The organism is Exiguobacterium sp. 8H (assembly GCF_902506255.1).
GTDB lineage: Bacteria > Bacillota > Bacilli > Exiguobacteriales > Exiguobacteriaceae > Exiguobacterium > Exiguobacterium profundum.
Window position 1 is genome coordinate 1,745,179 of record NZ_LR733429.1, and the last position, 19,716, is coordinate 1,764,894.

20 protein-coding genes are annotated in these 19,716 nt (G+C 49.0%); 9 read left to right on the plus strand and 11 right to left on the minus strand.

The genetic code is table 11. The features are described from left to right. Positions 1-25: 25 nt before the first annotated feature. Positions 26-943 carry a TerC family protein gene (locus GVY43_RS08880; protein WP_159562943.1) on the plus strand — a complete coding sequence of 306 codons (918 nt, stop codon included), beginning with the start codon at positions 26-28 and terminating at the stop codon, positions 941-943. Between the two features lie 87 nt (positions 944-1,030). After that, on the plus strand, positions 1,031-1,192 hold the full coding sequence (locus GVY43_RS08885) for a hypothetical protein (protein WP_159562944.1): 162 nt from the start codon (positions 1,031-1,033) through the stop codon (positions 1,190-1,192). 45 nt (positions 1,193-1,237) lie between these two features. Here GVY43_RS08885 and GVY43_RS08890 read toward each other — a convergent pair whose 3' ends face one another. After that, positions 1,238-1,954 (minus strand): peptidoglycan DD-metalloendopeptidase family protein, encoded by a 717-nt coding sequence (locus GVY43_RS08890; protein ID WP_159562945.1) that lies wholly within the window; start codon positions 1,952-1,954, stop codon positions 1,238-1,240. 199 nt (positions 1,955-2,153) lie between these two features. Continuing rightward, complete coding sequence (locus tag GVY43_RS08895) at positions 2,154-2,630, minus strand: DUF305 domain-containing protein (protein WP_074035791.1); 477 nt, start codon at positions 2,628-2,630, stop codon at positions 2,154-2,156. A gap of 168 nt (positions 2,631-2,798) precedes the next feature. Between GVY43_RS08895 and GVY43_RS08900 the strand changes: the two genes are divergently transcribed. From GVY43_RS08900 to GVY43_RS08910, 3 genes are read left to right on the plus strand one after another with little or no spacing between them, the layout of a single operon-like run. Further along, positions 2,799-3,137, plus strand: a complete 339-nt coding sequence (locus tag GVY43_RS08900) for a UDP-N-acetylmuramoylalanyl-D-glutamate--2, 6-diaminopimelate ligase (protein ID WP_012727304.1) — start codon at positions 2,799-2,801, stop codon at positions 3,135-3,137. Between the two features lie 25 nt (positions 3,138-3,162). After that, the gene (locus GVY43_RS08905) at positions 3,163-3,837 is read left to right on the plus strand and encodes a response regulator transcription factor (protein ID WP_012727305.1); all 675 of its coding nucleotides are present in this window, start codon (positions 3,163-3,165) and stop codon (positions 3,835-3,837) included. After that, a complete protein-coding gene (locus tag GVY43_RS08910; RefSeq protein ID WP_159562946.1) occupies positions 3,834-5,243 on the plus strand; it encodes a HAMP domain-containing sensor histidine kinase in 1,410 nt (469 codons plus the stop codon). Before GVY43_RS08905 ends, GVY43_RS08910 begins: the two co-directional genes overlap by 4 nt. Positions 5,244-5,261: 18 nt before the next feature. Here the strand turns inward: GVY43_RS08910 and GVY43_RS08915 are convergent, their stop codons facing one another. Together GVY43_RS08915 and GVY43_RS08920 are read right to left on the minus strand one after the other, a co-directional pair. After that, complete coding sequence (locus GVY43_RS08915; RefSeq protein ID WP_159562947.1) at positions 5,262-6,206, minus strand: F510_1955 family glycosylhydrolase; 945 nt, start codon at positions 6,204-6,206, stop codon at positions 5,262-5,264. A 58-nt stretch (positions 6,207-6,264) separates the two neighbouring features. Beyond that, positions 6,265-8,277, minus strand: a complete 2,013-nt coding sequence (locus tag GVY43_RS08920) for a heavy metal translocating P-type ATPase (protein WP_159562948.1) — start codon at positions 8,275-8,277, stop codon at positions 6,265-6,267. Between the two features lie 130 nt (positions 8,278-8,407). Here GVY43_RS08920 and GVY43_RS08925 point away from each other — a divergent pair, with 130 nt between their 5' ends. From GVY43_RS08925 to GVY43_RS08935, 4 genes are all read left to right on the plus strand, one after another. Beyond that, positions 8,408-9,886, plus strand: a complete 1,479-nt coding sequence (locus GVY43_RS08925; protein WP_236548950.1) for a multicopper oxidase family protein — start codon at positions 8,408-8,410, stop codon at positions 9,884-9,886. A gap of 155 nt (positions 9,887-10,041) precedes the next feature. After that, entirely contained in the window at positions 10,042-11,187 is a 1,146-nt protein-coding gene (locus GVY43_RS08930) for a cell wall metabolism sensor histidine kinase WalK (protein ID WP_159562950.1), read from the plus strand. 97 nt (positions 11,188-11,284) lie between these two features. Continuing rightward, positions 11,285-11,428 (plus strand): hypothetical protein, encoded by a 144-nt coding sequence (locus tag GVY43_RS15970; RefSeq protein WP_026825140.1) that lies wholly within the window; start codon positions 11,285-11,287, stop codon positions 11,426-11,428. 91 nt (positions 11,429-11,519) lie between these two features. Further along, positions 11,520-12,605, plus strand: coding sequence for a diguanylate cyclase (locus GVY43_RS08935; RefSeq protein WP_159562951.1), 1,086 nt, complete (start codon positions 11,520-11,522; stop codon positions 12,603-12,605). A gap of 39 nt (positions 12,606-12,644) precedes the next feature. On the opposite strand, the gene GVY43_RS08940 is transcribed toward GVY43_RS08935, so the two are convergent. The 7 genes from GVY43_RS08940 to GVY43_RS08970 form a co-directional block, all read right to left on the minus strand. Next, positions 12,645-13,319: a glycerophosphodiester phosphodiesterase gene (locus GVY43_RS08940; RefSeq protein WP_074035776.1), complete on the minus strand. Its 675-nt coding sequence runs from the start codon at positions 13,317-13,319 to the stop codon at positions 12,645-12,647. A 1-nt stretch (position 13,320) separates the two neighbouring features. Further along, positions 13,321-14,628 carry an ABC transporter substrate-binding protein gene (locus GVY43_RS08945; RefSeq protein WP_074035774.1) on the minus strand — a complete coding sequence of 436 codons (1,308 nt, stop codon included), beginning with the start codon at positions 14,626-14,628 and terminating at the stop codon, positions 13,321-13,323. A 16-nt stretch (positions 14,629-14,644) separates the two neighbouring features. Next, positions 14,645-15,454, minus strand: coding sequence for a carbohydrate ABC transporter permease (locus GVY43_RS08950; protein WP_047794841.1), 810 nt, complete (start codon positions 15,452-15,454; stop codon positions 14,645-14,647). Then, a complete protein-coding gene (locus GVY43_RS08955; protein WP_159562952.1) occupies positions 15,451-16,356 on the minus strand; it encodes a carbohydrate ABC transporter permease in 906 nt (301 codons plus the stop codon). The genes GVY43_RS08950 and GVY43_RS08955 overlap by 4 nt, the downstream gene beginning before the upstream one ends. After that, positions 16,353-17,444 (minus strand): ABC transporter ATP-binding protein, encoded by a 1,092-nt coding sequence (locus GVY43_RS08960; protein ID WP_159562953.1) that lies wholly within the window; start codon positions 17,442-17,444, stop codon positions 16,353-16,355. The genes GVY43_RS08955 and GVY43_RS08960 overlap by 4 nt, the downstream gene beginning before the upstream one ends. Then, positions 17,441-18,037, minus strand: a complete 597-nt coding sequence (locus GVY43_RS08965) for a glycerol-3-phosphate responsive antiterminator (protein WP_159562954.1) — start codon at positions 18,035-18,037, stop codon at positions 17,441-17,443. Before GVY43_RS08965 ends, GVY43_RS08960 begins: the two co-directional genes overlap by 4 nt. Positions 18,038-18,229: 192 nt before the next feature. After that, the gene (locus tag GVY43_RS08970) at positions 18,230-19,711 is read right to left on the minus strand and encodes a cryptochrome/photolyase family protein (RefSeq protein ID WP_159562955.1); all 1,482 of its coding nucleotides are present in this window, start codon (positions 19,709-19,711) and stop codon (positions 18,230-18,232) included. Between the last annotated feature and the right edge of the window lie 5 nt (positions 19,712-19,716).

The following is a 19,716-nucleotide window of genomic DNA, read 5'->3' on the forward strand; positions in this document are numbered from 1 at the left end:
ATGACCTTAAAAGGAGGAATTGTTGTTGACCCTACTCATCGGGTTCTTACTCATCGTCATCTTCATGCTCGCACTTGACCTCGGGGTGTTCCACCGTAAAGCGCACGAAGTCTCGCTCCGCGAAGCATGGACATGGACGTTTGTCTGGATTGGGATTGCCATCGCATTCGGAGGATGGTTGTTCTTCACGCAAGGAAGTACAGCCGCAACGGAATATGCGAGCGTCTACTTTATCGAAAAGGCACTCGCGATTGATAATGTCTTCGTCTTCTCACTTGTTTTTGCCTATTTCGCCATCCCACTCAAGTATCAACATAAGGTACTATTCTGGGGGATTCTCGGAGCGATTTTCTTCCGCGCTGTCTTCATCGTCGCTGGCGTATCCCTTTTAGAAAACTTCGGTTGGGTCTACTACGTGTTCGGAGCGTTTCTCGTTTATACAGGATGGATGATGTATAAGAATATCGGGAAAGACGAGTCACTTGAAGAAAACAAGACGATTCGTTGGCTCGAGCGACGCCTCCCCATCACACAAGACATCTCATCCGGGAAGTTCACGAAGCGCATCAATGGGAAGTTGTTCTTCACGCCACTCTTCATCGCGCTCATCTTCATCGAATTGTCGGATATCGTCTTCGCAGTCGATTCGGTCGCCGCGAGTTTCGCGTATTCACGTGACCCGTATATCATCTTCTATGCGAACATCATGGCGATTCTCGGACTTCGTAGTCTCTACTTCGTCCTCGCCAACTTGATCGACCGCTTCTACTATTTGAAACACGGTCTCAGCTTCATGCTCGTCTTCATCGGGGCGAAGATGATTTTCGGTGATGTGTACAAGATGCCGATTTGGATGTCTCTTGGAACCATCGTTCTCGTCATCCTGATTAGCGTCCTCTATAGTTTCTACAAAACGAAACCTGGTTCGTCTAAACACGTATAATGAATCAATCAGTCCATTTCGTCGGTGTTCTTTCTTTGAAAATCGGTTAATCATTGAGGTGCACAACTACAGAAAAGGGGATTCAATATGTTTGATCGGATTGGCCTCATGAGTATCGGTCTCGTCTTCGGGATCATCCTTATGTTACTTTTCAATAATCTATTCGGATTGGTGTTCGGTATCGTCCTTGGTGTCAGCTTCATCGCCGCCAACCAAATCGAACGAAACAAACAAACAACATGGCATTAACCAAAAAGCACGCGCTCCCATTGTTTGAGAGCGCGTGCTTTTATGTCAAAACATTGTATACGGATTGATACTGTTAGCAGGAGATGAACTGCTATACACATAGCTGTTCCGATGCACTTCGAAGTGGAGATGATTCCCGAACGAGTTACCGGTATTCCCGACCGTTCCAATCGTTGCTCCTTTTGCTAACGTTTGTCCTGTAACGACATTGAGGCGATCAAGGTGTGCGTATACAGTAATATATGTTTGTCCATTCAACTGATGGCTCATCATGACGTGGTTACCGTAAGCCCCATAGTTCCGAGAAACGATGACTTTTCCATAAGCGGCTGACACGACCGGTGTTCCTCTTGGAGCAGCCAAGTCGATACCGTTATGGAACGTATAACCGTACTGCCCGCTCGCCGGACCATACTTTTGTGTCAACGTCCCTTTTGTCGGGATGATCATTTTCGCAGTCGATGTGGTTGAAAGCGTGGAGACACTGTACTTCTTCACATATGTACTGGATACGTAGCGGGATGTCCCGTTGAAATTGATTTTTGTCCATCCCCCGCTCACGCCGAGATATTTGAAGGATTGTCCCAACTTCGCACTGCCGACGATTGCATACGTCGTGCCCGGGCCCGAACGGACGTTTAAACTGTTAGTCGTGACTTTGACATAATACGTGGTAGCAGCTTCAGCCGGGGTACCTGTCGGAGTGAAGATTCCGACTGTGAGAAGAACGGCACAGAAGAGAGAGAGCATCTTTCGTTTCATGATGTGGTAAATCCTTTCAATTATGTATTTAAATTTTTATTTTTTATATTATCTAACTGAAAAAATTTTACCACCAAAACGAACCGACAAATATGTCATTTATATTTCAAATAAAGGAAAACAAATTATAACTTACTTTCTTTATTTTTCCTTTTCAACATACAAAAAATGCACAGCCGTTTTCGACTGTGCATGTCTGTTACTCACGATTTTCCTCGGCGTTCTCCTCTTCATCCTCTAAATCTTCAATCAATCGCTTCATTTCTTCAATTTCACGGCGCTGTGCCTTGATGATTTCTTCAGACAATTCTTTCACGCGTGGGTCTTCAATTTCAGCGCGTTCACTTGTCAAAATGGCAATCGAGTGGTGAGGGATCATCGCTTTCATCCAACTGACATCATCGACGGTCGTCTGGCTACGTACGAGCCAAAGCGAGGCACTGAAGACGAGAGCACTGACCCCTAGGATGATAAAGTTAACTGTTTTGTTCTTATACATCCCCCACATGAAGAGAAGCATGACGAACGCCATGACCGATCCCATGATGAGTGCCATGTACAACCTTGTCTGACTAAAGAAGATATGATTGAACTGAAACACGTTCAAATACATGAGCCAATACATAATGAAGGTCGAGACCGCAATCATGATTCCAAATTTACCGTACTGTTTCATCTTATTCATCCTTTCTTATTGTGCGTATAAAAACTCTTTTTCCTACTTGTTCTATACTCAAACCCGCCTATTTCTCCGTCTAATCGTACTCTTAACGCTTTTCACTTCTTTTTCACAAACATCGGGTACACTAGTGAAATTGAGTTCATGCAAGGAAGGAGAACGATGATGCAAGAGCGGACATTGCGTGACGTACTGGCAACACTTGATTCTGTTTTATCTTGGTCCTATCTCGATCACCCGGAAGAAATGACAATTCGCGGAATCGGAACGACACCAGAAAAAATAAATAAAATGTTTTTATATATATGCAAGCGCCCAATCAATGAACGTGGCGTCGATTTAGTGAGGGCCGCCATCCGAAATGGTGCAGTAGCCATCGTCACGGATCGACCGATTGACGCGAGAGTACCCGTCATTTACTGTCGAGACGTCGAACGCGCACGTGAACAACTACAGACTCTTTTCGCCATGGAAGGAAATCACGCAAAGCACACGGAACGATAATAATAAGAGGAAGGAGGAATGCAAGATGAAGATTCTCATCGTAGACGATGAAGAAAAAATGAGACATTTGATTCGTTTGTTTCTTGAAAGTGACGGCTACTTTTGCATCGAGGCGAGCGATGCCCGTTCCGCACTCGACAAAATCGAAGAGCGACCGGATCTCGTCCTTTTAGATATTATGATGCCAGAAGTAGATGGAATCTCACTTTGTCGTCAGTTAAAGACGATGGATCCGGCATTACCTGTCGTCTTGTTGACGGCACGTTCAGACAATGAGACGACCATCCAAGGATTAGATGCTGGAGCGGATGATTACGTCACCAAACCGTTCGATGGGAACGTGCTCCTCGCTCGTATTCGTGCCGTCTTGCGCCGGACCCGTGTCGTCAACATCCAATACGGACCACTACGTTACGATGAGGAGAGCGGACGCGTTTTGTATGAAGAACAAGAGATTGTCCTCACACCAAAAGCGACGGCCATCTTAAAATTATTCCTTCAGCACCCGAATCGCCTCTTCAACCGCCTAGATTTGTTTGACCTTGTCTGGCCCTATTCTGCAGAATCCGACCCACGCACCGTTGATGCGCATATTCGTATGATTCGAGAAAAGTTAGGCGATGCAGGATTCCCGATTGATGATTATTTAAAGACGGTATGGGGACGTGGCTATCGATGGACCGAGGAGCGTTCCGGATGAAGCGAGGTCGTAACAGTCTACCGTTTCGCATCAGCCTCGTCTTTCTTCTATCCACCCTATTGATTGAAGGTGTGTTGTTTCTTCTCCTCTATCACACGCTTCTCGGTGAACGTGTTGTAGAAGAAATCAATCGCCTTGAATCTCGGGCCGAGAGCCATGCGAGCGTATTAGCAATGAATTTTTCCGAAGAGACGATTGATCATGTAGCGACTATGGAAAGTGAGACCGATACGAAAGTCGCCATCACTGATCCCACGCATCATCTTCTTCAGACTTCACGCTTCTTTCCCCAAGTCCTTGCCGATACAGTCGATTCGAAAAAACAAACTGGCTCCTTCAACGACACGACTGTCCTAGAGAACGACTGGGAAAACGAACCGTATTTGATCGTTCGTACGCCAATCACAGATGATACCGACAGACGGTATGGATACGTCTATATGTTTTTACCGACTGAAATCATTCATGGAATTAGCCATCGGCTCCAGTGGCGATTCCTATATATCACAGCGATCGCGCTCGTGACGACCGTCTTGACGTTCATCCTCTTGAGTCGATTGATTTCAAAACCGATCCAATCATTAAAACAAGCAACGGAGAATGTATTGACAAACCCAGACGATTTACAGTTACCGACCAATCGTGTCGACGAAATCGGTGAATTAGCGCGTGCCATCGAATCGATGTCAGTGGAACTATCCAGACTACGGCGGGAACGTCGTCAGTTCTTATCCGACTTATCGCATGAAATCAAGACCCCTCTCACATACTTGAGGGGTTACGCCGAAATCGCTTCGAAAGAAAGTACGCCCGAATCGTTACGCAAGCAATCGATTCAGACAATCTTAGATGAAAGCCGGTCGCTCACAGAACTCGTTGAAAATGCGTTTCAACTGGCACAGCTCGATGAGAACACGTTCTTATTGCATCGAGAAGAAGTGACCGTCACAACGTTTTGTGCGGACTTACGTCGAATGCTCGATACAATGTTCCGGATGACGACGATTCGCTTCGATGCTTCGTCGAACGCGGGACAACAAGACATCGCTCTTACATTGGATCGGCACCGGATGCTCCAAGTCTTCCGCTCAATCGCCCATAATGCGATTGAGCATAGTGAGGCCTCACATGTCTCCCTGCGTTCAAATGTCACGGACACTCACCTGATCCTGACCATTACAGACAATGGGAAAGGCATTCCCGAAGAAGATTTACCGCACATTTTTGACCGCCTGTATCGTGTGGAAAAATCACGGTCTCGACAGACTGGCGGGAGCGGCCTCGGACTCGCCATCGCTGACCAAATCGTCAACCGTCACGGTGGAGAATTGACAGTCACGTCTGATATATCGGGCACTTCTTTCACCGTCACGATTCCACTCGACAAAAAGACGCCTATCCTGTAATGGAAAGGCGTCTTTTAATCAATTGAGCTCACCTTTGTCGAGGCGCATCTCCCATTCCCCGTCTGTAAACTCATATACGCTGTTATCCGATGTGACAAGCAACATGCGCTCCTTGTTGACTGCCAATTCGATTGGCACAACGTCCGCTTGAAGCTCTGGAAGATTGAACGTCTCTGTCGACTCATCGTCTAAGTTGAAACGAACCCCTTCGAAAGAACCATCTGTCTGTCGTACGTATGCCAACTGCCCCTCATCCGCTCCGACCGTGACAACTTGTTCTGCTTCAACAAGTGGCTCGAACGAATCTCCAGAGTCATTCGAAACGAGGATGTCGGACGGCCCGTACAAGAAGACGCGCTCCGCATCCGTCGCATCGGCGACGATTCCTGCCACTTGCGCTTCCTCTATCCCTTGTACCTGCATCGGTTCAAATGATTTCCCACCATCGATGGAACGATAAAATCCCGGCTCTAGCTCCGAGGTCGCTTCCTCCAAATAAACGTAGAGTGTACCTGTGGCATAACCGGCACTCATATAGTGGAAATCTGCCTCGCCTTCAAGCGACCGACTCTCGAGTACCGCCCCATGATTTTTTCCATGCATGACCCCAAGTGGATTTTTGAAATCTGTCCGACGATCGGGGTGACCGCTCGCATAAAATCCATCCTCGACGACTTCAAATCCCATGTAGTCATGGCGATTTGTCGGCAGCGTATACCAACCATCTTCTCGATATTCCATCAATCCGGCATGCGTCGCGATGACAAGACGTTCGTCGTCTTGCCAAAATCCAGCCCCGTGGATGTGGGAGACCGTTTCATCGGATCCCACACGTTGCCACTCGTCTTTTGTAGTTGTCGTCACATTCTCGGATTGACTCGTGTCCGACGGTGCGTCTTCTGTTCCACACGCTGACAGGAGCAGTGGAGTCAGGAATAGTGATAGCATTAACGTTCGTTTCATCTCGATCCCTCCATCATTAGCATCCCATCTAGCATACTGACTAAAGGTGAAAGAAATGTTAAATCTTCAAAAGTCGAGCGTTGATTGCGACAATAACTGTGCTTAAACTCATCAAGACGGCACCGATGGCTGGGGACAAGATGATTCCAATCGGAGCCAGCACGCCTGCAGCAAGCGGGATGGCGACGATGTTATACCCGGCTGCCCACCACAAGTTTTGAATCATCTTACGATACGTGTTCTGTGAAAGCTCCAAAATCGATAGGACATCTTTCGGATTACTGCGGACGAGGACGATATCTGCCGTTTCGACGGCAACGTCTGTCCCGCTCCCGATTGCGATGCCGACATCCGCTTGTGCTAAGGCAGGTGCATCATTGATTCCATCTCCGACCATCGCTACTTTGCTGCCATCTTTTTGGACGTCTTTCACTTGGTTCGCTTTGTCGTCCGGTAATACTTCGGCATACACGTCATCGATACCGAGCTGACCCGCGACCCAATGCGCGACCTTCTCGTTGTCACCCGTCAACATGATCGAGCGAATGCCTTTTTCATGAAGTGCCTCGACGGTCTCCTTCGCTTCTTCCCTCACCAGATCGGCCATCGCAATCATCCCGACCCATTCTCCGTCTTTCAAAACAAAGACGACGGTCTTTCCTTCTTCCGAGAGTCGTGCAAACGTCTCCTCATCAATTTGAATGTGTTGATCGCGGATATGTCGCGGACTGACGACTTGAACACGCGCACCGTCAACCGTTCCTTCCAATCCGACACCTGTCATCGAACCGAAGTCGTCGACAGCCGCCAGTTTCAATTCCCGTCTCTCGGCTTCTCTTAAAATCCCTTGCGCGAGAGGATGTTGCGACTCACGCTCAACTGCTCCTGCGAGTTGCAACACGTCTTCTTCCTTATAAGACGAGCTCGCCTGTATGTCTGTGACTCCGAAATTCCCTTCCGTCAGCGTACCGGTCTTATCGAAAATGACGGCATCGAGTCGACGCGCCTCTTCAAATTGAGTCCGATTGCGGATGAGAAGACCTTGTTTCGCCGATAATGCTGTCGAAACAGCGACAACAAGAGGTGTCGCCAGTCCAAGTGCATGGGGACATGAGATGACCATGACCGTTACCATCCGTTCAACCGCCGTCCCGACCGAATATCCGAGCATGAACCAAACCGTGAACGTGATGACTCCAGCGGCAATTGCGATATAGAACAAATATTTTGCCGCCCGATTCGCCAAATTTTGAGCCCGTGACTTCGATTTTTGTGCCTCACTCACCAATTCAATCACTTTTGACAAGTACGTTCTTTCTCCCGTACCAATCGTTTCAATCGTCAAGCTCCCTTCTTGGTTGATCGAACCCGCAATGACATCTTCACCTTCTGTTTTTTCGACCGGTACCGATTCGCCGGTCAACATCGACTCGTCGATGGTCGTTCGTCCTTTGATGATTTTCCCGTCCACGGGTACCTGCTCCCCCGGTTTGACGAGGATTCGGTCTCCTTCCTTTAGTTCAGAGATGGGAACGTCTTCCGTTTCTTCCCCATTGATGCGATGCGCCTCGTTCGGGAGCAGTTGTACGAGTTGTTCTAACGCATTTGATGCCCCCATGACCGAACGCATCTCAATCCAGTGACCGAGTAGCATGATCACAATCAGTGAAGCGAGTTCCCAAAAGAAGTCATGCCCACTTCCGTATCCAAAGACGACAGCTGCGCTATAAAAGTAAGCGACGCTAATCGCCAAGCCAATGAGCATCATCATGCCCGGGCTACGCTCTCGTAGCTCTTCCACACTTCCTTTTAAGAACGGCCATCCGCCGTATACATATACAATCGTCGCCAATACAAATAAGATTGTCTTTTCAAGCGGAAAATCGAGTTCAAACCGCAGCCATTCTTGAATCATGTCCGATAACAATAAAATCGGAATCATCAGTCCGAGCGATATGAAGAAACGTCGTTTGAAATCATCAATCATATGCTCGTGTCCGTGTCCGCCATGATGAGACTCGTGACTTCCCTTATGATATTCATGATGTTGATCGTGTGCATGTTCCATCATTCATCCTCTCCTTTACACGAATTGTATACCCCCATATGGTATATAATTAAACAGGTTTGGACTTTCATGTTTCTTTCACAATTAGGTGGTACAACAAAGTGAGGACTGAACAATGAAGGAGTGTTATAGAATGAAATCGAAAGGAATGTGGTTTCTGTTGACGGGGATTTTAATTGGGGGCATCTTCGTTTTACTAGTCGTCCTCTTCAACGGGACATGGAACCATAACAACAATATGGACCAAAATCATATGATGGGAAACGATTCGGCAACGGGTCAGATGGGACACGGAGCGAGGCAAGAGCTCCAAGCATCGGATGAACCGACACAGCCGCTTCCGATTCCGACCGCCTTACAGCCAGATCGTGTCACGGAAGACACGGTCTACTATACGGTGGAAGCAACTAAAGGCACGTCACAATTTTTCAAAGACGGCAAGAAATCGGAAACATTCGGTTATAATGGAGACTTACTCGGACCAATGATCGAGTTACCGAAAGGAAAAACAGTCGTAATCGATACCATCAATCGATTGGATGAACCGACAACGTTCCACTGGCACGGACTCGTCATTCCTGCCGACATGGACGGGGGACCTCATCAGACCGTCGCACCAGGTGAACGGGCACAAGTTCGACTCGACATCGACCAAGAACCTAGTACGCTGTGGTTTCACCCCCATCCGATGGGTTCGACAGCTGAACAAGTTTATAAAGGGCTTGCCGGTCTTCTTTATGTGACTAACGATACACCGAATGGTCTCCCGAATGAATATGGAGTCGACGACATCCCGCTCATTGTACAAGATCGACGCTTCACGCCTAACGGTGGGTTAGATTATGATGCCCATATGAACGTTGACGGAACGACCGGGGATACAATTCTTGCGAATGGAGCCATCAACACGACGTTCGACGTTCAAACCGAGACGTTACGTGTGCGACTAGTCAACGGTTCGAATGCGCGCGATTTTGATTTTACGTTATCTAACGAAGCCGAGATGACGCAGATTGCGACAGACGGAGGACCGTTAGAGCGCCCGATTCCCTTAAGAACCATCACGTTGACACCAGGTGAACGGGCCGAAGTGCTGATAGATTTTTCACAAGTTGAAGATGTCGCCGCCTTAAAAGCGGACGGAGTGACATTCACTACGTTTCGTGTCGGTGAACTCGACAAGGCGTCCATTAAGATTCCGGTGACCGAGACGATGGAGCGCTCGACAGATAAGACGGCAGATCGACGGCTCACCCTTTTTGGAATGGGTAACATGGTTTCAATCAACGGCAAGACCTATGATCCGGAGCGTATCGACATCGAAGCGAAACGCGGAGACACCGAGGTATGGGAAATTGAAAATAAACCAGATATGATGGGTGGGATGACACATCCCTTCCACATCCACGGCGTCCAGTTCCGAGTCATTAGTCGAGACGGCAACCCACCATCCGATCAGGAAAAAGGGTGGAAAGATACGGTAGCCGTCGCTCCAGATGAACGAGTAAAGATTGAAATCACCTTCACGAAAACCGGCACATTTATGTATCATTGCCACATCCTCGAGCATGAAGAAAATGGGATGATGGGACAAGTAAAAGTGACCGAATGACCGACACCTCTCTGTTCTATCAGCGGAGAGGTGTTTTGTATCCGTCCCGATTTCGATACGTTTCTGCTAGGACTATTGCCTGTATAGGGATTCCTTCTCGAATGTCGTATAATTATTGTGAATGCATGTACAAATGTTCGCGAGGAGGTAGGTCCATGCGCCGATTCCATAGGATTAGGCAGAAACGCTCCGCTCGTCAAAAACAGCAACGCCACACGTTCTCCATCGCTTCCATCGTGGAAGAAGTACAGGATGCGATGTGTTATATCGATTTCTCAAGATGTCGTCTGTATTCGAATGATTCTCTTCGGCAATGGTACCCTTCGATGACAACACAATCTTTTGACACATTGGAAACATTGACTCGTTATTTATATGCCACGTTGGAACAGCATGGGGCGGATTCCGCACAAGTCATGCACCTCATCCAGGAATTGCTCGAATGTGCGACTGAAACGGATCCAAGGATGACCTCACGTCGTCTGCGCTTTAATGACAAGACGCTACATTTGATTTTCAACTTCACGCGCACACCACGTGGCGTTTTCATCATGTGGCGCGACCAAACAGAGGCTGTCCGCTTTGAAGAACGTAAAGACAGTTTCCTTGCCGAACTGTCTCATGATTTCCGCACGCCATTGACTGCCATCCATGGCTATACGGAGCTACTCATGACACGCCATCAAGGTTCGGAAAAATCGTATCAGATGCTAAAACAAGTCAAACAAGAATCGGAACGGCTGGAGCGGCTCGTCGATAATTTCCTCGATTATCAAAAAGAACGCTACACGGCTGACCAACTGACCGTGACGACGTTCGCACTCCTTCCTCTTTTAGAGGATGTCATGTCGAGCTATCAGACGACCTCCACGCTTCATACAGTGACGTTTGAAACGAATGATGTCTTGATTCAAGCAGATGAAGAAAAGTTACGGCAATTGCTCCATAACCTCATTGGTAACGCTATCAAGTACTCTCCTGACGGCGGTACGGTCCATACGAGAGTATTTGAATGTGCTGGCACAATCATCTTATCTGTATCCGATACCGGCATCGGGATTCCGGAAGAAGCACTTCCATACGTATTTGATGAATATTACCGTGTCGAATCCGCTGCCCACCAATCGATCAAAGGAACCGGTCTCGGTCTACGAATCTGTAAACGAATCGCTGAAGCCCATGGTTGGGGAATTCATGCGGACTCGGTATACGGAGAAGGCACCACCTTTACGATCGAGCTCCACACCAGACAGAGTTGTTCATTGCAATCATCACCTAAACATTCGGTTTCGTTTGACTGATTTAATCGGTCGAACGTTTTTTTAATTTGTTTCGATTCAAGAATGAAGCGCATTCGTTTTGGGAATAAAGAAGTGTCGAAGAGAGGAGGAAATGAAGATGAAACAACGTGGCTACTTATCGATTCCCGTCGCGGTCGTATTCGCCGTCGTTTTCGGGCTCACCCTCGATAATTGGTGGCTCGGCATTGGAATTGGCATCGCTATGTTTTTTGCGTTTCGAGGAACAAAGAAGAAAGCGTGAAAAGATAATGAACATTTACACACCTTCAGATTGACAATTATTTGAAGACTGCTACCGTTAATGTATAGTCTATGAAAAAGGTCGTGAAGGAATGACGCTCACCGTCTTGTTGCTCAATGCTTGTGTCGCATTCACCGGATTTTATATCATCTCGAAGATTTATCATTCTTCGCTTTTTAATTCGTACCGTCTTCGTAGTTCTGTGATTGGAATACTCGCCGGTGCACTCGGTCTGTTTTTGATGTATAACGCCGTAGAAGCTAACGATATGGTCCGTGTGGATTTACGTCACTTACCGCTCGTGTTGCTTGCTTTTTATGGTGCTCGTTTTCCTTTATTCATTGCGACACTTGTCATCGCCAGTACACGATTCTTGTTCGGAATGACCGAGCAGGCCGTGATTGCGTTTATCGCGACGTTCATCGTCAGCATCGGGATGCTCTGGATTCATCGGCTGCTTCGGGAGCGACTCTTCTTACAGAGTATCTTTTTGAACGTATGGGCGCTCTTCATTATTTCGATTGCCGTCTATATCAATATGGGTTGGAGCACAGCCTATGTATCCCTCGTCTTGTCCATTTGGATGATTGGCATGCTCGTCGGTCTACTCTCGAGCATCCTCACCATCGACCTTGAACAAACGACCCGCCGTGCCATCGAGTACAAACAGTCGTCTGAACGAGACCATTTGACCGGTCTATACAATCGACGTGTGTGGGATCGATATACGGCTTCCATCGGGCAAGAGAATCGGACGTACAATGTACTCGCGCTCGATATCGATCATTTTAAACATGTGAACGATACATATGGTCACGGAAACGGTGATCTCGTCTTACAACAGTTCGCCAACATCTTAAAAGTCGAGACGCGTGCCCATGACACTGTCGCACGAATCGGTGGCGAAGAATTCGTCATCTTGATGTACGACTTGACGCCAGAGAAGGTAGACAAAGTGGCCAACCGGATACGAGAACGGATTGCTGCTGAACTATTCCACTTGAACGATTTTCCACCGATTCAAATCACGACGTCCGTCGGGGTCGCACACGGGACCTCGCTCCCCATCAAGCGGATGGTAGATCTCGCTGATTCGGCGCTCTATCAAGCGAAAAACGAAGGGCGCAATCAAGTTGTCATCTCAACCTATGACACACCAGAACCGATCATGACATGAACAAACCCCGCTCCTTCTCAGAAGCGGGGTTTAGTCTACTCATTTTGTAAACCGTTCAACCTCATCTGTCATGATGGCCGAAACCGTTATCGGGGGAAGGTCCTTCACGTCGTTGATCGTGTAGAGCCGTGTCTCGAGCGTCGTCTGTTGTATCTGATCCCATGCTTTCGAACCGATAAATGCAGGCTGGGCGTGAATCGCCTCGGCCCGAATCGTTTCAGCGAACGAGACGGTGTCCGACTCACCCGTGAGTGTCAACACCGCAAGCCGGGCGACTGGTGCCACATCTCGCATTCGGACGAGCGTTTCACGATTGAATGAGGAGAACACGACACGGTCACCGAGTTCAAACTCGTTGACAGCAAACCAAGCGAGACGTTCGATCCCTGGATACGCATATTGATCCGTCTTCAATTCGATGTTCAGGGTGACGTTGCTTCGTTCAATCAGTCCGAGCACCTCTTCTAACGTTGGGATGCGTTCATAGCCGTCAATCTTCAACTGGCGCAACTCCTGAAGCGTCATGTCTTTCACCCATCCCGTTCCATTTGTCGTCCGGTCGACGGTTTCGTCATGAATGACGACGAGACGCCCGTCCTTCGATAGCTGTACGTCCAGCTCGATCCCGTCCACATAGGGAAGAGCTGCCTCGAACGCGGACAATGTATTTTCCGGGTAATTGGCGCTATAGCCGCGATGTGCGTAAATCAACATGTCACTGCCCCAAGGTGGAAGTCGTCTCATCGGCCGCACGCTTCAATGCTTCTTCGACCGACACCCCTTGATACAAACTTTCCATCGCGTTGACGACACTTTGACGTGATTGCGGGAACGTCGAGATGAGCGCTCCTTGTGTCGCCGGCGATGGTTTCGTCTCACTGAGTTGGTCGACCGTCACTTTCAGTTGTGGATATTTCGCCCACATTTCTTTTACGATCGGTTCATTGTATGCTTCCGGATTGATGGCGAAGTAGCCTGTGTCAACATGCCACTGTGCTTGCGCTTCCGTTGAAGCGACATACTTCATGAACTCCCATGCGCCTTCTTTCGTCTCTTCGGCAATGCCATCACCCATCCAGAGCGATGCCCCGCCGATGACGACGCCTTGACGCTCCGCTTCATTCGGTACCGGTAAGTACGATGCGCCGATTTCAAAGTCCGCGTTGTCTGCTACCGTACGGATTCCTGCTGACGAATCAAGGTACATGGCAACTTTTCCAGATTGGAATGCCGCGCGCATGTCGTCCCAGTTTTGACCGACGTTTAGGAATGTCTTCTCATCGTACATCTCTTTGATGAGATTGAACGCGTTCTGTCCTTCTTCGCCATCAAACACGGCTTTCGTCGGGTCTCCGCTTCGTCCATTGTCATTGTCGACATACAGTCCACCTTGTGCGGCCAAGAGCTGTTCAAAGAACCAACCGTAGTTGAGCATCGTGAAGCCGGTCTGACCGTCCGTTGTCAACTTCTTCGCCGCCTCTTTCAACTCGTCATATGTGCGTGGTGCTTTCTCTGGATCGAGCCCTGCTTTTTCAAACGCCTCTTTGTTATAGATGAGGATCGGTGTCGAGGAGTTGAACGGCATCGAGTATTGCTTCCCATCGACCTGATAATAACTCAAGATGTTCTCTTCCCATACGCTCGTGTCAAAATCTTCTTTGTCGATGAACTCTTGAACTGGTGTGATTTTGTTCGAATCGATCATGTATTTCGTCCCGACCTCGAACGTCTGCATGATGGCTGGCGCGTCTTCCGAACCGGCGACCGCATTGAATTTCGTCAACGCTTCCTCATATGTTCCTTGGAAGACCGGTTTGACTTCATAGTCGTCTTGCGAAGCGTTGAATGCGTCGACTTGACTGTTTAAAGCCGTCTCCAAGTCCCCGCTCATCGCATGCCAAAAGACGACCTCTGTCTTTCCGTCTTCTGTCGTCGCCGCGACTGGTGCCGCTTCTTCACTGCCACATGCCCCGAGTAATAACACCGAACTTGCCAACCCTGCGAATAATCCTAACTTTTTCATTTGTCATATCCCCCTATTATTTGATAGCGCCTTGCGTCAATCCTTCTTGCAAGTGCTTTTGTCCTGCGAACAACAATACAAGTGTCGGAATGATAATCAAGATGACTGCTGCCATGACGACGCCCCAATCCGAGGCGACTTCGTTCGACTGCATCTGTTTGATGCCGATTTGGACCGTCCGCGCCTGTTCCGTGTTCGTGACGAGAAGTGGCCATAAGTACATATTCCAAGTCGTCAAAAAGCTGTACACCGACAATGTGACGAGCGGTGTCTTCGAGACCGGCAAGACGACGTTCCAAAAGAAACGGAAGCGACTAATCCCGGCAATTTGGGATGCCTCGTACATTTCATACGGAATCGTTTTGAACTGTTGCCGAAGTAAAAACGTCCCGAATGCGAGTGCGAAGAACGGCACAGACAGTCCCCAAACACTATTCAGCCAACCGAGCGACTGGATTGTCAAAAAGTTCGGGACCATCGTCGCTTCCCATGGCACCATCATCGTCGCCAGGAAGAGCATAAAGATGAGCCCTTTTCCTTTAAAGTCGATGAAGACGAACGCGAATGCTGCAAGACTCGATAATACTACCTGTCCGACCATCACGAGGAGCGCGACAATCAAACTGTTGAGCAGGTACGTCATCATCGGGATGCGTTCGAACGCGGCCACATAGTTTTCCAATGAAGGTTCACGTGGAAGGAGATGTCCTTGGAGCACTTCCTTCCCGTCCATCAGACTGATCGAAAACGCATAGGCGATTGGAAACAGCATGACGACGGCACTCAAGATGAGTAAGACATAGACGCCTATATTCCGTAATCTCATTGGTAATGCACCTTCCTTTCGACCAGTTTGAACTGTAGCCACGTCAACAGAAGGACGGCGATGAATAAGAGCACGGCCTGGGCACTGGCACTGCCGACGTTATAATTGATAAACGCATCTTTGTAGATGGCATAGACGATGACATTCGTCGCATTCGTCGGTCCACCTTTCGTCAATAAATCAATCTGTCCAAACGTCTGGAAGGCGTTGATCAGCGAGATGATCCCGACGAAGAAAAGTGTCGGTGACAACATCGGGATGGTGATGGCCCGAAGTTGCGTCCAATAACTCGTCCCGGCAATGTCCGCACTCTCATACAACGTCCGATCGATGTTCTGCAGACCGCCGAGTAGAATCAAGAACGTGAAGCCGATATTCATCCAAACGGTCGCAAGTGACACGGAAAGGAGCGCATATTGTGGATCGAGGAGCCACTGTACACCACTTGCCCCCACAGCCTCGAGGAACCGGTTGAAGATACCAATCGACGGATTGTACATGAACATCCAGATGACCGATGACGCCGCGACGCTCATCCCCATCGTCGCCGAGAACGCCGTCCGAAAAATACCGATCCCTTTCAGTTTCTCATTGGCGAGGAGTGCGAGACCGAGCGCAATCAAAATCGTGAGCGGGACCGTCAAAAGGACGAATCCGACTGTCGCCTGAATGCTTTGCCAAAATGCCGCACTCGCGAACAAATTGCTATAATGCCCGACTCCGACAAAGTCGAGTGGTGTCCCCTGTGTGTCGGTCCGGAAAAAGCTTAAATAAATCGTTCGCAACAGTGGATAGACGAGGAAGACACCAAACAAGATGATAGACGGAGACAAGTACAACAATCCGCTCGCTGCGTCAGATAGCCGCGTCCGGACTTTCTCTCTCGGTAAGGCGACCGTCATTGGAACACCTCCAACGCCTCAAACAGTTTCGGTTGTCGTGGCTCAATGCGCTGTCCGTTCGTATCAAATAGCGACATCTGTTTCGGATCCACATAACACGCCACTTTTTCGCCGACCGTGAGCGGCCATTGCCCCGGCCATTTTGCCAACCATTCATTCCCCCCGATGTCAAAAGCGAGAATTGTCTCGGTCCCGAGCACTTCAATATTCTTCAGTTCTGCGTAAAACGTCACATCTTCATCCGCCGGCTTGATTTGCTCAGGACGGACACCGAGTGTCGCCTGTGACATCTCCGTCAATGTGTTCGGATCAAACATTCGCCCGTCTGATGCCATCCAGCCTTTTTCTTGTCGTGTCACGTCGACTAGATTCATCGGAGGTGATCCGATGAAAGAAGCGACGAACGTATTCGCTGGTTTATTGTATAGGTCGAGCGGTTTCCCGACTTGTTGCACTTCCCCCTCATTGAGGAGCATGATGCGGTCTGCCATCGTCATCGCCTCGACTTGGTCGTGGGTGACATAAATCATCGTCAATCCGAGTTTGCGCTGTAACTGACGGATCTCTGAACGCATTTTTGCCCGTAGCTTCGCATCTAAGTTCGAGAGCGGCTCATCCATCAGGCAAATCGGTGCCTCGGTCACGATGGCCCGTGCTAAAGCAACACGCTGTCTCTGACCACCGGAGAGTTCGCGCGGTTTCCGTTTTAAGTAATCGGTGAGTCCGAGTGTCTCCGCCGCCTGTAGGCAGCGCTCCCGCTGTTCAAGCTTCGTCAGTCCTTTCGTATGTAGACCGAATGTGATATTCTTCTCTACCGTCATATGTGGGTAGAGCGCATAGTTTTGAAACACCATTGACAAGTGACGCTCACTCGGCTTCATCCCGTTTGCCGCCACCCCGTCGATGCGAAGCGTTCCGCTTGTGATGGATTCGAGCCCAGCAATCATCCGAAGCATCGTACTCTTCCCACAGCCGGACGGACCGACCAGTGCGAAGAACTCCCCTGCTTCAATCGTCACGTCGATGCCTCGAATGACTTCCGTCTCCCCGAATGATTTCGCCAATTGTTGAAGTTGTATCGATTTCATGCTAATTCCTCCTTCTGACTTTGCACGTGCCAAAGTCGTTCATCCCCGGTCGACACGGCGAATGCCCCATGATCGAGGGCGCGATGCACGTCAATCGGTTGACGAATCATGCCACCTGTCACAATCGGAAAGGAGACTTCCCGAGAAATCTTCTCGACGACGCTCGGAATCAGCCCCGGCATGAGTTCAATCGCATCCGGTTGTTGAGCCTCAGCGAGTTTGAGTCCGCTCGTGACGGCATCCGAGTCGACGAGAAAGAGTCGTTGTACCGTCAACAGTCCCGCTCGCTTTGCATGCTGGAGAACTGACGCTTTCGTCGTGACAATCCCGTCGGCACCGACACGTTTGGCGAGGTAATCGATCCCGTCCCGATCGAGACTGATTCCATTGATTCGCTCGGCGTGGAGGAAGACCGTTCGATTTTCTCGTTTTAAGTGCGCCACATAACGATCGAGCGTGCTGAGCGTTCCCATCATGAGAAACGTCGTCGTCACATCCGTCCGTAAAAACGCCTCGATTTGTTTTGGACTTTTGATGGAGGCAATCATCCGTTCTTGTCCGATTCGTGCAATCGCTTCATTCACTTGAATCATCCTCTCTTCAAAAAAGGACCAACAGAAACGACACGTCATCGACGTACGGGCTTCTGTTGGTCTCTCAAAGGTTCTACCGGTAACTATTCACTTGGAGTGAGGGGGTCTCACAGCTCCTATCGTAACGAACGATTGTAAAGACACGATAAAGAAATCGCAAAGTTTCATGAAGAGAACGTAAAAAAAAACGATTCACGGGGAATCGGTCAACGTCTGTTCGGCTTTCGCTAAGATATCGGATTTCACATCATCATCCCGTCCTTGCCAATTGCGGACCATCATCTTCATCCGCTGGTTTTTCGAGAATCGTTCCTCGTGACGATCGATGAACCGCCAATAGAGGGCGTTGAACGGACAGGCGTCGTCTTCTGTCGTATGTTTCGGGTTGTATGCGCAATCCCGACAGTAGTCACTCATCCGGTCGATATATTTTCCGGAAGCGACATACGGTTTTGTGGCGAGCTTTCCACCGTCCGCATGAAGGGCCATCCCAAGAACGTTCGGTAAGACGACCCAGTCATAGGCATCGATGTACATCTCGTTGAACCAGTCGCTCGTCTGTTGCGGTGAAATCTCGAACAATGTCGCATAGTTTCCGAGCACCATCAGTCGCTGGATATGATGATTGTGAGCATGAGTGACGACCGGCTTCAAACTTTGATGCAGACAGTTCAAATCCGTCTTCGCATCCCAGAAGAAGGACGGTAAGTCGCGTTCATGCTTGAACGTGTTCACGTCTTCATAACCGGGCATGACAGCGAGATAGACGGCGCGCATATATTCCCGCCAACCGAGGATTTGCCGGACGAATCCTTCAATCGACGATAGCGGTGCATCCGCTTGACATGCCGCCTCAACGACTTCTCTTGGTGTCAGTAAACCGATATTGATGGCAGCTGACAACAGGCTGTGCGACATCTCGGGTTCATCCGTCATCATCGCATCTTGATACGGGCCGAACGTCTCAAGACGCTCTTCTACGAACCGTTTTAGCGCACGTCTCGCCTCATGATGTGTGACCGGCCAATGGAACGGGGTCACCTCTCCTGGATGCTCCGAGAACGTTGACTCGACTTTTTCAATGACGTCTTTCGTGATCGAATCTGGACGGAAATGGATGGCAGATGGAAACGATAGTCCTTCTTTCGGTGGTTTTCGGTTATCCGTATCAAATGACCATTTTCCACCGCGAGGCTTCCCGTCTTCGAGTAATACGTCGAATCGCTTACGCATGTAACGATAAAAACGATCCATCCGCCACGGTTCATTCCCGAGCGTCTCGGTCGCTTCCTTTTTTGATAAGTAGAAGAGCGGGACATCCGTATGTTCGACAAGGTGATGTTTCTTACCGAACTGCTTCAGTTTTTTCGCCATCGGTTCGTCCGTGACGGCGGTGATATGAATTTCGTCCGGATTGTACTGTTTCACATGGTTGTCCCACGCCTCTTGGAACGAATCCGCTTCGTGGTAATCTACGGTATATCCTTTATCACGCAATTCTTCCGCAAAGTGGCGCATCGCGGAGAAAATCAGGATGAGCTTTTGTTTATGGTACGGACGCCACGATGCGCGTGATGTCGCCTCAATCATGACGATGACGTCATCTTCTTTCATATCCTTCAACATCGCAAGTTCGTGCGAGAGTTGGTTGCCGAGTATCCAAAATGAACGCATGTTGT

Bases quoted from the DNA above. Each gene is read 5' to 3' on its own strand.
- GVY43_RS08905 (WP_012727305.1), top strand. From the start codon at position 3,163: ATGAAGATTCTCATCGTAGACGATGAAGAAAAAATGAGACATTTGATT.
- GVY43_RS15970 (WP_026825140.1), top strand. From the start codon at position 11,285: ATGAAACAACGTGGCTACTTATCGATTCCCGTCGCGGTCGTATTCGCC.
- GVY43_RS08890 (WP_159562945.1), bottom strand. From the start codon at position 1,954: ATGAAACGAAAGATGCTCTCTCTCTTCTGTGCCGTTCTTCTCACAGTC.
- GVY43_RS08915 (WP_159562947.1), bottom strand. From the start codon at position 6,206: ATGAAACGAACGTTAATGCTATCACTATTCCTGACTCCACTGCTCCTG.
- GVY43_RS08965 (WP_159562954.1), bottom strand. From the start codon at position 18,037: ATGATTCAAGTGAATGAAGCGATTGCACGAATCGGACAAGAACGGATG.
- GVY43_RS08940 (WP_074035776.1), bottom strand. From the start codon at position 13,319: ATGTTGATTTACGCACATCGCGGCTATAGCGCCAATTACCCGGAAAAT.
- GVY43_RS08925 (WP_236548950.1), top strand. From the start codon at position 8,408: ATGAAATCGAAAGGAATGTGGTTTCTGTTGACGGGGATTTTAATTGGG.
- GVY43_RS08970 (WP_159562955.1), bottom strand. From the start codon at position 19,711: ATGCGTTCATTTTGGATACTCGGCAACCAACTCTCGCACGAACTTGCG.
- GVY43_RS08955 (WP_159562952.1), bottom strand. From the start codon at position 16,356: ATGACGGTCGCCTTACCGAGAGAGAAAGTCCGGACGCGGCTATCTGAC.
- GVY43_RS08895 (WP_074035791.1), bottom strand. From the start codon at position 2,630: ATGAAACAGTACGGTAAATTTGGAATCATGATTGCGGTCTCGACCTTC.
- GVY43_RS08910 (WP_159562946.1), top strand. From the start codon at position 3,834: ATGAAGCGAGGTCGTAACAGTCTACCGTTTCGCATCAGCCTCGTCTTT.
- GVY43_RS08950 (WP_047794841.1), bottom strand. From the start codon at position 15,454: ATGAGATTACGGAATATAGGCGTCTATGTCTTACTCATCTTGAGTGCC.
- GVY43_RS08960 (WP_159562953.1), bottom strand. From the start codon at position 17,444: ATGAAATCGATACAACTTCAACAATTGGCGAAATCATTCGGGGAGACG.
- GVY43_RS08885 (WP_159562944.1), top strand. From the start codon at position 1,031: ATGTTTGATCGGATTGGCCTCATGAGTATCGGTCTCGTCTTCGGGATC.
- GVY43_RS08930 (WP_159562950.1), top strand. From the start codon at position 10,042: ATGCGCCGATTCCATAGGATTAGGCAGAAACGCTCCGCTCGTCAAAAA.
- GVY43_RS08945 (WP_074035774.1), bottom strand. From the start codon at position 14,628: ATGAAAAAGTTAGGATTATTCGCAGGGTTGGCAAGTTCGGTGTTATTA.
- GVY43_RS08935 (WP_159562951.1), top strand. From the start codon at position 11,520: ATGACGCTCACCGTCTTGTTGCTCAATGCTTGTGTCGCATTCACCGGA.
- GVY43_RS08920 (WP_159562948.1), bottom strand. From the start codon at position 8,277: ATGATGGAACATGCACACGATCAACATCATGAATATCATAAGGGAAGT.
- GVY43_RS08900 (WP_012727304.1), top strand. From the start codon at position 2,799: ATGCAAGAGCGGACATTGCGTGACGTACTGGCAACACTTGATTCTGTT.